General features: G+C 41.6%; 8 protein-coding genes. All 8 read right to left on the bottom strand.

The features are described from left to right. Position 1: 1 nt before the first annotated feature. Positions 2 to 559 carry a hypothetical protein gene (locus tag T500_RS0108830; protein ID WP_028907816.1) on the bottom strand — a complete coding sequence of 186 codons (558 nt, stop codon included), beginning with the start codon at positions 557 to 559 and terminating at the stop codon, positions 2 to 4. Continuing rightward, positions 549 to 1,724 carry a DNA cytosine methyltransferase gene (locus T500_RS0108835; protein ID WP_028907817.1) on the bottom strand — a complete coding sequence of 392 codons (1,176 nt, stop codon included), beginning with the start codon at positions 1,722 to 1,724 and terminating at the stop codon, positions 549 to 551. Before T500_RS0108835 ends, T500_RS0108830 begins: the two co-directional genes overlap by 11 nt. Next, positions 1,714 to 2,868, bottom strand: coding sequence for a DNA cytosine methyltransferase (locus tag T500_RS0108840; protein WP_028907818.1), 1,155 nt, complete (start codon positions 2,866 to 2,868; stop codon positions 1,714 to 1,716). The genes T500_RS0108835 and T500_RS0108840 overlap by 11 nt, the downstream gene beginning before the upstream one ends. Then, positions 2,861 to 4,525, bottom strand: coding sequence for a DEAD/DEAH box helicase family protein (locus T500_RS15625; RefSeq protein WP_051611976.1), 1,665 nt, complete (start codon positions 4,523 to 4,525; stop codon positions 2,861 to 2,863). The genes T500_RS0108840 and T500_RS15625 overlap by 8 nt, the downstream gene beginning before the upstream one ends. Further along, a complete protein-coding gene (locus T500_RS16425; RefSeq protein ID WP_080694843.1) occupies positions 4,518 to 6,989 on the bottom strand; it encodes an AIPR family protein in 2,472 nt (823 codons plus the stop codon). Before T500_RS16425 ends, T500_RS15625 begins: the two co-directional genes overlap by 8 nt. A gap of 1,036 nt (positions 6,990 to 8,025) precedes the next feature. Further along, positions 8,026 to 9,696 carry a putative transporter gene (locus T500_RS0108860; RefSeq protein ID WP_028907820.1) on the bottom strand — a complete coding sequence of 557 codons (1,671 nt, stop codon included), beginning with the start codon at positions 9,694 to 9,696 and terminating at the stop codon, positions 8,026 to 8,028. A 133-nt stretch (positions 9,697 to 9,829) separates the two neighbouring features. Then, a complete protein-coding gene (locus tag T500_RS0108865) occupies positions 9,830 to 11,878 on the bottom strand; it encodes a hypothetical protein (protein WP_028907821.1) in 2,049 nt (682 codons plus the stop codon). 169 nt (positions 11,879 to 12,047) lie between these two features. Next, positions 12,048 to 13,223, bottom strand: a complete 1,176-nt coding sequence (locus T500_RS0108870; RefSeq protein WP_028907822.1) for a glycoside hydrolase family 3 protein — start codon at positions 13,221 to 13,223, stop codon at positions 12,048 to 12,050. Between the last annotated feature and the right edge of the window lie 281 nt (positions 13,224 to 13,504).

Consider the following 13,504-nt stretch of genomic DNA (forward strand, 5'->3'; position numbering starts at 1 on the left):
GCTATTCAAAATTTGGATCATAATATAGTTTTGCATGAAATCCAACAGGATCTTCATCTTCAATTTTCGTCAACATAAGGAATGAGACTTCAGGAATTGAAATCCTTCTTATTAAATCATACACATATGCTTTGTGCTCAGTTGCAAGAGAATAGGATTTTGCCCGTCTATATGTTAGTTCTTGAGCATATACTCTCCCATGTTTGTCAAATTGCCTTTTTCGGGTTAAATCAAAGAAGAGCTCTTCTGGAAGAGAACTTACTTCCTCATAGTTTTTATTCCAAGTTCTTAAACTTACTTCGTTTCTGTAGAACCGACAATTTTGGGCATATTCTATTTTTACCTGCTGTAGATAATCTAAAACATCTTCTCTTAGCATAATACAATGAGCATCAAAATCCTCGCGCTCAAAAAATCTAAATATGTCGGGATCATATTTACTACCGAGATATAAAGCGGCCTCACCATTACCTGTGCCAGCCTTGTTTATTTTTACAAAGCTGTCTGCAAGCCTAATAACGGCCCAGTCATTTATATATCGGAAGTTGTTATTCTGCATATTTCGTAATATCCATTTCTTTGAGAATAGCAATAAGCACATTCACAATAATACTATTACCTGCTTGTTTATAGGTTTCTGTATCAGAAACAACTATATTGAAAGAATCATCAAACCCCATGAGCCTTAGACATTCTCGCGGAGTAAATTTTCTGAATCGACCATAATTAACATCAACATCATTAATTGACACCTTCCTCATACAAGCCTTCTCGTCGGCATCGTAAACAAGTGCATATTTTTCCGGGTGTTTTTGCGTATAATAGCTTTCTTCATAATCAGATACTTTATGCAAAAAAACGTCTGTCCCGGGTGTAGAAGTATCTGTCTTTAACTTTGGGTGATAAACAAAATCACCATGCCAATTGAATTGTTGGTTTCGCTTCTGGCACAGCATTATATCACCATTTATCTGAGTATAACTCTTCTGAAAATTAATACTCCTTGTTATGAAATTAACTCCCTTCTGTTTCAAAAGATATTTGACATCAAACGTTTTTTGCATAAAGTCATAAATCGTCTTCTCTAGAGGTATGGGCGCTGGATATTTAAAACCAGTTTCTTCCCTAAAACCAATACAGAAAATTCGTTCTCTACTTTGAGGAATACCATAATCTTTACCATTGAGAACTTGGTAATATACATTATATCCACAATAATCTTCAAAAGTCTTTTTTATTACGCGCCATGTTCTTCCTCTATCATGACTCAACATCCCCTTAACATTTTCAAAGATAAAAACTTTGGGCTGACATTCCTTTACGATACGCGCGAACTCTCTGAACAAAGTTCCTCTTGTATCCTCAAAGCCTCCATGTTTACCTCTAAGCGAGAATGCCTGGCATGGTGCTCCCCCTACAAACAAGTCAATTTTCCCCTTATACTTTGAGGCATCAAAGTCATGAACATCAGAGTGCCACTGTTCCTCTTTTATAGAATAATTGGCGAAGTATGCCTTTTTGCAATCATTATCTATGTCACCTGCAAATTCTATTTTAAAATTCAATCCTAATTGCTTGAGCGCCTGTTCAATGGCACCAATACCACTGAAGGAGGTGCCAATATGAAGAACTTTTGATGGATTAGAGAATTCCATCTCCCTCCAATCATTCTCCATATCAATATTATATGGCGTATTTTGAATTAATTCGTACTTATTTCTCATCTATTCCGTATTTCGTTATATCCATCTGTTTAAGCAAAGCAATCAAAACATCAACAACGATACTGTTCCCTGCCTGCATATATAAAGATGTATTCGATACCACTTCGTGAAAATCATCTGTAAATCCCATTAGACGAAGGCATTCTTTCGGAGTGAGTCTTCTCAAACCGTTAATACCTTTGCTTTTATTATAGGAAACATAGTTGTCTACCCCAGCCCTATGCATTTTGTGCATAGTCTGAAGCAAAGGCCTTGCTATTTTGAGGTCTGTTTTTGTAGATGTTCTAAATCCTTTAGACCCACCTGCCAATACATAGTCTGCCACAGATTGGGACAAATAGTGTTTGTCTTCTACATCTGAGCACCTAAATACGAATTCGTTATAATCTGGCAGAACAATGCCCTTTGCCAACATTTCACGACGTTCCTTATTTGGTGTAAGAACTTTACAATCATATTCCTTCACATAATAATCTCCACCACGATAATCTTCCATAAAATCATACATGACATATGGGCATTCTATAGGAGCAGGAAAAAGAAACTTTGTTTGTTTTCTAAAACCAACACAATATAATCTTTCTCGATGCTGAGGAATACCGTAATTTTTACTATTTAATCTCCTGAAGAAAATATGATACCCACAATAATCTTTAAATGTATTTCTAATAACCTCCCAAGTTTGGCCATTGTCGTGATTATAAAGCCCTTGGACGTTTTCAAAAATGAAGACTTTTGGATTACATTCTCTTATAATGCGGGCAAATTCTCTAAATAGAGTTCCTCTTGTATCATCAAATCCTTTTCTATTACCTACAATTGAAAATGCCTGGCAAGGAGCTCCACCAACCAGCAAATCCACTTTATTCCTAAATGGTTTTGCATCCAATTGATGAATATCACTATGCCATACTTCTGGAGAAATATCGTAATTTGCAAGATATGACGTTTTGCAATTATCATTAATATCGCCAGCAAATACAATTTTATGCTTTATTCCTAAACGTTTAAAAGCATACTCAATAGCGCCTATTCCACTAAATGTTGTGGCCAGACGAATCGTCTTATTTGGCAAAGAAAAGTGCCGTAAAGACCAATTTAAACCTTCTAAATCTAAAGGTGTTTCCTGTATATTCTTATTCAATTCTTTCTAATTTATCGTTAATATGATATATGGGGTCGTTTTCCCTATTTTGTACTTCTGCAATTCCTTCTATGAATGGACCTATATAAAAGTACTTCGGTTTTACTTTAATGGTTCCATTTTTCAGCATAATGCCCCATTTTCCATTCTGCTTAAAAGGAATATACCCACTGTAATAAGGATGCATATCCTCGTATACAGGAGGAACTAAAGTTCGGTTTTTATGGTCGCATATTCCATAAAGGCCATTTTTACGGAAAATATTATACTCTCCTAGCGCTACAGCATTATTTGCCTCTTCTGTTCGTATCTGCTTTCCACCATTAGTATGCTCTACCAACACCATAGCCTCGTTGCCTTCGCTATAATCAGGTATACGTTCCTGTGGGTCGAAAACGATATCGCGAGTAATACCAGAACCATCATTGAATCCTTCGCCCTCATCGTGTCCTACAAAGTGATAATGCCATCGGCGATTTGCCATAGGAGTTCCAAAACGGTTGTAAAGCCCCACATTATCAAGGATGATAGAGCTAGTTTTATTTGGTGATATGCGCAAAGCACGACCAACTTGCTGTAAATATAAAGCCAACGATTTTGTAGGGCGCGCCAACTGTATAAATTCGATGTCAGGACAATCAAATCCTTCAGAGAAGATGTTTACATTGACAATCACCTCAATAACACCAGCCTTGAATGATTCAATTAATTCTTGACGCTCATTAGCTGGTGTAGTACCATCAATCATGCATGCTTTTACTCCATTTACAGAATATAGTTCTGCAATGTTTGCTGCATGTTTACGATCGATAGCATAAATGATTCCTTTCTTGCCTTTGGCATATTGCTTATAGCTCTTGTAGAGTTCCGCACGTATTTTATCTTTATCAAACAAATTGCTCAATTCTGCCTCCAAGTAGTCGCCATCAGCACCATATCGATCAATCGAGTTAATCTTATGTTGTATCTCAGAATTGCGAGCAATAGAGATATAATCGTAATTTGAGAGGTAGCCGTTGTTTACGAACCACTCTATACTTCGTGAAAGTACAATGTCACCAAACAAAGATGTAAACCCAGAATGGCTCATTCGCCACGGCGTGGCAGTTACTCCGAGTTTCTTACTATTTGGGAACATATCCCACAACTTCTGATATCCAGGAGCCATAGAGTGATGAGCTTCATCAATAATTATGAAATCAAAGCGTTGAAGACGCATGGTTTCATAGTTTCTGCGACTCATGAATGTTTGAATAGAAGCAACCTGAACAGGAAGTAACAACTGCTGTGGCTTTCCGCTTTGAATGATTCCATGCGGCAAGTTTCTCAACTTATTGCTGGCCTGCTCAATCAATTCTTTTCTGTGGGCTATTATCAGGATTTTCGACTCTTTACTATTGCACTGACACCATTTGCGGATGTCACGAACAATGGAAGTGAAAACAACAGTCTTTCCTGTTCCTGTAGGCATTTGTAGCATAACATTATTAATGCGATCCCACAGGCTATAGACTTGGTGCTTCATTTCCGACTGATACGGTCGCAAGCCATCATCATTCGCCTCTATATGTGAGAAGCGAATAGTAGGACCATCAAAGGGCTTGACAATTTCAACCTCTTGGTCCAAATATGACTCGAGTATCAGTTTTTCATTCATTTCCGGTCCAACCTGCGTCCTTAGCTTTTTCAAATATATCTAATGCCCACTTTGACTGCTTATACGACAATGGCTTGTTGCGTTTCATATTCCAAGCAACCTGACCAACGAATGCTTGTTCCTTAGGAGTGAGTTCTCCTGGGTTTTCTTTAGACCAATTATTTATGCTGAACCATATTTCAGAATCAATCTCGGCCGCTTCATTGATAAACTTTTGTTGACCTTCTGTTACCTCAACATCCATATCACCAGTGGCTGAACACAAGTTTTGTGGGATATTAACATCCCCCTGATTTGAAGCCTTGATCTTAAGAGAATCCCAACACTGGGTTTTCTTGGTCCATTCATTAACATTTTCTCCTTCGTTGATATTGAAGATGTGACTATAAACAATAGGTTCAATCTTCTTAACATACTGAAGAACTTTAAAGAGCATCGTTTCTTTTATAAGTTTTATGTCTTCATCGGGGATACTCTTGGGAACATATTTATTTCTTCGTTTACCTTCAGTCGTGGTATAGCTCTCTTTTACTTTATAAGTAACATGCTCGGCACCAACTAACAATTTTGCATAAACACTATAGATGTCGATGGTCAATTCATTATAGACTGATGGTGTAATAACACATTGCTCCTTCCAAATGGTATCCAAATTCAACGCTTTACCTGACAGATAGGACAACAATGATACAGTATATGCTACCATATTTGATTTATAACCAGGTAATGCTAAACCATCTTTACCATATAATGCATCAACAGCTTTAAACAGTATAGCTTTTGCTATGGTTCTATGGTATCGGGTAGCATCAAAACGTACGCCTTGCTGTTTCATACGATTAAAGAATACACCATAATTGTTTTCTCCACCCTTACAAACACTTGCAGGATTTTGATCCCATGCCATCATAAATTTCGATAACATCGTCTTATCAAACATCTGTGTCTTTGGATATTCGGCATAAAACTCCTTTTCAGCCTTCGTACCACCTCGTTTTGCTTTGTCGAGATATTGGCCACGGGTACGCTCAAAGAACCATTTTGAAACAGGCTTACCTGTAACGTCCATAACCCACTCCTCACGAGAACGCTGTTCAAGTTCAACAAGGAATTGTTCGTTGATATTGAAGTCTGACTTCTTGACCGCTGACTGCGTATTAGCAAATCGCGATATTCTTGGAACAACTACAGGCAATTCGTCTTTATCTTTTACTACAGATATTTTCATGGCGACATAAACCTTGGTCAGCTCGGTAACATCTACATCTTTCATGCTCATCACTGCATGAATGGCAGCTGTGGTCTGACCACCATTAACAATCTGCCATGATTTTATACGAGTAATGGCATTACCATCTTCATTCAACTTTATTTCTGACGCTGTTGCGGAAATGCCGTTATTATAGGCAAAAAACATATCGGGTTCCGGATCAGAATCCTCAATGCCTTTCAACTTTTCCCTTGCTGTCGCTTTATGACCAATTAAAGTGTCACGAATGCCTTTGTTCGATGCACCCTTGAACTGTAAGAAAGTTCGAACATTCATTTCAAGTATCTGCTGATGGTATTTATGATACACCGACTGCAATATAATGCCAGGAATAATACAGAGGTAACATGACACCTTATCAGAAACATCCGGCATTTTAATACAAGGTAGCGTACAATTATAGTCACCTTCGAAATCTACTATAATTGGACTTTTGCCAGAAATAATATGATCCTGTTGCATAATACGCTTTGCATCCCATACATAGAACTCACAACTGGTACCAGACTCCAACTCCGTACTTGGTTTGTCATAACTGGATGGCATAATTGCATTTGTCAGCAAGAACAAACGAATACGGTCAATATCGGATGTTTCGTTAATAAGTTGGGCAACTTGATAAAGGTCGCTCTTATCTTCACTTATTTTGGAATAGATAGTTCCAGCTTTTGACTGGTCATAAAAACGGTTCAACCAGTTGAAGCGTCGATCAAGTTCGTTAGCCGATATCTTTATATTTTCATCTGGATCAACATAAAGCGTAAGGAACAGATCGACTGTTGTCAAGTCCTCATCACCGTTGAACCCCCAAGCGTCAATACCCACACCGTTCTTTGCACGATATGAACAGATGTTTACTTGATTTACATCACCTGCTCCTTGTATATAACCAATAACCATTTCTGTCAGCTCATCCTTAGGATTATCAGCCATCAAAAGTTGGTCATCAAGATCCTCTTTAAATTGCTCAACTTCTGTCAGCTCTTTCTCAAAAACCCTACCAATAGCTTCGTTAACATAAGGCGCTGTTTCTTGAACTTTGAAATCATCAAATTGTTCTTCGTTTGGATTCATACCTTTATTCGTTTTTTGTTTGTTATTCATTGAGAAACGAAAAATGCCCTCCTCTTCGCTTGGAAGAGAAGGGCGTGGAGATGAACGATTGAATGAAGCAAGGTTTAGGACTACCCACATCAGACAACAATCCTACAGTCCACGCCCTATTTTGAGAGCGCGAACATCCATTGCCTTGTCTGACTGATGCGTTTGCCGAGGTCCTAATTCTGCTTCTTCAGCCTAATCAAGGATGTTCAAGACTCGAAAGCCTATATTACATTTCTAATATTATTCCTCATATTGTTGGTCGACTTTATGAAATTATTACTCTTGTTTCTTAGTTATTCGCCAAAACATAAAAAAGCATACCCGATTCCCTCGTGTTCCAAAGTTCGGGTAGTCGACCAAGAAGACCCAGAAGCGAAAACAATTGGGAAGGGTATGCCATAACGGCACACCTTACTCCCAAGGCTTGCTTCAATGTTTGGTCGACATTTTGAACTTTAAACCTTAGTCATAAGATATGTATCTTATAATCAGCAAAATATGCACCGCGCCGTATCAGCCCTGTTCACTCCAGAACCGCTGTGTGCTGCTTTTTACACAAGCACAGACGGAACGATTGCACTGCAAAAGTACAACAAATTTCGCATCCTGCAAAACAAAACAACGATTATTTTTGGTGGTTTGCAAAAATCCGTGTACTTTTGCTGCCAAATTAGTTTTTCATAATTTATATAATCATAGTGAGAGGAATCAGCAGCGACTGCTCATTCCCCTTTTTTGATGTCCTCAACTACCACCAAATCGGCTGGTAACCAATCTACACAATCAAGTTGATCTATAGTTAGCCAGCGGGCTGCCTCGTGCTCTTTAAGCGTCAGGGCTCCACTCACTACACTACACCAGAAGCAATGCATAGTTAAATGAAACTTAGGATAATCCCACTCTACGGTTTTAACCAACCGCTCCACTGTGATTTTTGTTTCCAGCTCTTCCCAAAGATATTGTTTTTCTTCCCGTAAATATCAAAACCTCAGAAGCATCTGATGACATCTCGAAATATCTTTTTATCTCTGTCGTTAGGTTTCGAACATTATACACGGAAGCTCCGTCATGGGCATGAAGGCACTGGAACTGCTGACCTCTGAGACCGAAGAGTCTATCTTTTAATTCAGCCGCCCGCAATCATAAGTAACATCTGCACGAGAATAACTCTGGCGAACATGCCCAAAGGATAGACCGTGGCATAACTGACGGAAGGACTGTTGCCCTCAATGGTGTCGTTGACATATGCCAAAGCCATCGGATTGGCCATACTTCCGCTAAGGATGCCGCAGATGGTGCCGTAGTCGAACTTGTGGCTCCGCAGGGCAGCCATGCCCACCAATAGCACAGGCACAACAGTGAGTGCAAAGCCTATGCAAATCCAGAGGATACCTTCTGGTCTTATGACCGTCTCGAAAAACTGTGCGCCACTATCCAGACCAAGAGAGGCCAGATAGAGCGAGAGCCCCAACTTACGGAGCATCAGCGAGGCACTGCGGGTAGTGTAGGTGATGAGGTGAAACCGCGGCCCAAAAGCTCCCACGATGATACCTACCACGATGGGGCCTCCTGCGATGCCCAGCCTGACCGGAATGCTCATGCCAGGCAACTGGAGCGGGAGACTGCCCAGGGCAAGACCGAGGATGATGCCAATGAAAATAGCGGCCAGGTTGGGCTCGTTTAGGCTCTGAACGCTGTTGCCGAAGAAAGCCTCAACGGCATCGACGGACTTGGGGTCACCCACGATGTGAAGACGGTCACCATACTGCAACCGCAGGTCTGGCGTGGCCAGCAACTTGATGTCACCACGTGTGATACGGCTAATGTTGACACGGTAAGTGTGGCGTATCTTCAGACTGCCAAGTCGCCTGCCGTTGAGTATCGGTTTGGTGAGCACTACCACGCGGCTCTCCATCTTGTTATCGAGTGCATTCCAGTCCACCTTCTCGCTGTTCCAGTCTTCCGGCTCTTCCACATGCAGGCCTATTAGGATTTCGAGCATTGAGGCATCTTCCTTTTTGGTGACTACCATTAGGCGGTCGTCCAACTGTAGTTGGGTTGTCGACTTGGGCACGATGACTTCGTCACCGCGCCAGATACGCGAGATGATAAACCGCAAGTGAGTCATCGTCGCAATCTCTTCCAGACTCTTGCCAACGATGGCGGGATTAACCACGTTGAACCGGGCAATGTAGGTCTCGTTCTCTTCACTGATACTTCTGGGCATCAGGTCGGCAGGGCGTACGAAAAATTTGCGCATAAACAGGATGGCGAGGATGACACCTACCACACCCAACGGATAGGTGACGGCACAACCGAGGGCCGTCCCACTGTGGGGGATGCCCAGCTGTGACAGTGTCTGCTGGGCAGCACCTAGTGCAGGTGTATTGGTGGTAGCTCCACAGAGCAGTCCCGCCATGTCAGGCATACTGATGCCTGTAAGCGGACAGAGACAGACTGCCATCGCCGTGCCGATGAGAATGACGGCCAGCCCCCACAGGTTGAGTGTAACACCCTCGTGGGCCAGCGAACCGAAGAAACCGGGACCCACGCTCAGGCCGAGACAATAGACAAACAGAATCAAACCGAAACTTTGGGCATAGTCAAGCATCCTGGAATCTACTTCAAAACCGAAATGACCTGCTAGGATACCAACAAAAAATACGAATGCCACGCCAAGGCTTATACCCATGACCCGAATCTTGCCCAAGGCAAGCCCCAAGGCACAAATCAGCGACAGTACCACTACGGTCTGCATAGCCGATGGATTAAAAAGCAGATTGTTTATCCACTCCATGTCTCACACGATTTGGCTACAAAGGTAGTCATTTTATGTCGAATGACCGAGTGCTTTTTGTTTTTTAACCTCCTTTTACATCAGATTGTGACGCGGAATTTAGGGTGATTTCCAAAGTTATTTGGTGCGATTGCTATCTATTAGGAATATCAATCAATGCCTTACCAACTCTAACCAGACGTCCATCTTTTACACAAAGATAGATTACATTTTCTACACTACGTTTAGTGGATGAGGGGCGGCGCTCGAGTACCTGGTTAATCAAATCGCGCACGCGGACAGGACTATCGGACTGGGCCACCACATCTATAACCAAGTCGAACAATGAACCAGGAAAAACGCCCCACTCGACCAGCGAGTAGATGGTTGTTTTACCGATATTTATCAACCTTTCATCCTTGAACAGATAGGGTTTGATTTGTAAAGGGGTTTTATATTTACTTCGGGGATAAAGCTGTTTATAGCGGGCAAAGATATCTTTAACAAACATTCCCTTACCGTTATCCTTGATAATGTTATAGAATATCTCCGCGTAATCAATGCGGTTGGCAGGCAACTGCACATAATGATCCTGGACACAGAGACCCCAGAAATCCTTGATGATACACTCGAACACATACAAAAAATGCTCAACACTATCGGCACTAATCACTTTACCCTCCCTCCAATATTTGGGATTGCTTACAAAGGGGCGTAATGATATCTTATCGGTATTTTTACGGAACTTGCGTACCATGATATCGAAATCTTCAAAAGCCGAAAAGAATTTATAGTTTAAATACTTAGCATCGTAAATACAAGTATGGAATGGCTGGTTCCCATTGATATATGCAGAGATTTTGCCTATACCTATATCAGTATATCGGGTTGTAAAATGCAATACTCGCGAATCCTGAAATAGGTTAGCCAAGCAGGCATAGGTATTAAACGAGATAGACAAATGCTCACGGCGGGAAATATTTTTAAACTGCGACATTCTGGGGGTTAGCACACCAGTAAACGACAGGTTATACGGCTGCCACCATTGGGGATTCATCACGTTTTTATAATCCTGGTCGGCAAACGATTTAATTCCAATAATTTGTCGAATTCTCTCTCTTGATAACTTACTGCGAGCTGCTGCCAGCGTAGCCTCATCACCCAAGCCACAGTACGATGCAAAAATCTTGGCATTATTATTGGTAGTGGTATTAAAATACCTACACAAGATGTAGAACATAGGATAATGATGATGTTTGTCGTAGAACTGACTAACAAATTCGACATCATCGTTACTAAGAAAGTGGAACTGGTACTTGCAGAGATTGTAACGTACGTTATCTGTATTATCAAAGAGTATCTTATGATATATAGGTTCGAAATCGGCCAACAACTTTTTTAATTGCTGAAAACGCTCTATTCCCACACGAGGCAAACGGAATAATTCATTTTCGTTCTTTAGAAAACACATGAACTCAAGATAATCAATCTCACCTTTTACAATCACACTTTGGGTTTTGTTATCATATCGAGACAGTGTTTCCTCGAACGCATGTCTCAGCAAAGAATCCTTATCGGGGGTGATATTGGCAAAATGAACCAAACGCACATTATTATTATTCCGATAATAAGAAAGCCATTTTACGGCATCAACAAAATCATCGTAATTCCCATGAAATAAGGCACGATCCTTTAAAGTTTCCTTAATCTTTGAACAGATGTTTAATATCATATCCAAACAGGCTAATGCGTATTTCTCGTTATATACAAATATAATATTACACACTTGATAAGGATAGTACAGCAAGTCGCGTGCAAACAAGGTGTAATCTGGGTAAATGGCACGCAGTGCATCGATTACGTCAGCGTCGTACAGCTGTTGCTTTTCGAGCTCATTCCTAAACAAAATACTAACAGTTTCGATGAGTTCCTTTTCGGATTGGGCTTCAAAATCTACAGCATGTTGGCTGATATACGCTTTATATTTTTTTCCGAACTGATGTAGAAAATCGCTCACATCTGCCGGGCAACTGATACCAACGTTTTCAAATTTATAACGACGCTTATCGCGGTATATCCAAGGCAACACATCTCTATAAGAGCTGAATAATTTATATATTCCACTCCAGGCATCCACGCGATAATCCTCCATCAGTTTTTGAAACGCAATATGCAACTTATAATTATATGTATATTCGAGCATAGTTTTTTATTGCAATTTTTCTGTTCAGTTTAATTCGGCCACAAAAGTAGCACTTTTTTTCGCAACCAGCAAAATTTTGATAATAAATATTTTGGTGGTTTGTAAAAAACATAAAGAGGAATCAGCAGCGATGCTCATTCCTCTTTCTCGTTTTATGTGATTTCCAAAGTTACTTAGTACGGTTGCGGATTTGCTGCTTGAGGGTTAGGATGCGGCGGACGCTCTGGTTGATGCGGGCCTCGCTGAGGGTGCCATCGTTAACGGCGGCTATCACGGCATCGAAGGCCTCGACCAGATTGCGGGGATCGAGCACGATATCTGCACCGGCCTTGATACAGCCCACAGCGGCCTCGGCATTGGTGTACTGCTTGGTGATGGCGCCCATGCTGATGGCATCGGTAACGATGATGTTACGATAGCCTAACTCGCCGCGCAGCTTATCCTTAAGGATGACGGACGACATGGTGGCGGGCTCATCAGTACCGGTAACGTTGGGGGTTGCAATATGGGCAGTCATAATCAGCTGACAGCCCCAGGCGATACCGGCACGGAAGGTTACCATCTCGCAATCCATCATCTCTGCCCAGGTTTTCATCGATTTGGCATAGCCGTAATGGGTGTCGGCGGTGGTGTCGCCATGTCCGGGGAAATGCTTGATACAACCTGTAATGCCAGCATCTTTCAGACCCTGCAGATAGCTGGTTACCATGGGTGCTGCCACAGCGGGATCGCTACTGAAGGCACGCTGACCAATCACAACATTGTCGGGATTGGTGTTGACATCGGCCACTGGGGCAAAATCGATATCGAAACCATAACGGGTAAGATAGGTGCCGATGGTGTTAGCGCACTCGTAAGCATTGGCAGGATCGCCGGTTTCGCCAATCGACTCCATCGACGCATATTTGGGCAGATTGAAGTTGGGATGGTTGGCCAGGCGCGACACGCGACCGCCCTCCTCGTCGATACACAGTAGCGGACTACCATTGAGAGCACGTATCTGCGAGATGAAAGCAGAGAGCTGGTTTTCGTCTTCGATGTTCCAGGCATAGAGTATCATGCCACCTATGGGATAGTTCTTAACCACACCTGCCATGCAATCGTTAATCTGCTGCAGTTTGTAGGGCGAAAGTTCTTCGAAACTGCTCCAGTGTATCGTGGTGTCGAGGGCCTCGGGGCGCACGTAGAACATCTGACCAACTTTTTCGCGAAGGGTCATCTTTCGTAGCTGCTCCTCGACGCTGCCGGCCGAGCTGCTGCTGGGGTTATCATCGTTTGTACAAGCTGTTAACAGCAATCCGCCCAAAAGCACTGCGGCGGTAATCCATGTTTTAAAAGTTTTCATACCTATAGTTTTAATTGCAAAAAGATTAATTAGATGGGTGCAAAGATACAACATTTTTTGGCAGCCGACAAAATAATAGGGCACAAAATGGTAAAAAGATGTTAAATATTAGACATTAATCGATAAATATTAGCAACTATTGCGTACATTTGCGGCGAAAAGATGATTTTACCAATAATTGGGAACTACAACTTTTACTTCTACTAACTCTATACCAACGAAAACAAAGAGAGGGTTGAGCCGCAAAGCTCATCCCTCTCGATATTTTTAGTCTACTTGGC

The organism is Xylanibacter ruminicola Ga6B6 (assembly GCF_000687715.1).
In the GTDB taxonomy this organism is placed as follows: domain Bacteria; phylum Bacteroidota; class Bacteroidia; order Bacteroidales; family Bacteroidaceae; genus Prevotella; species Prevotella ruminicola_B.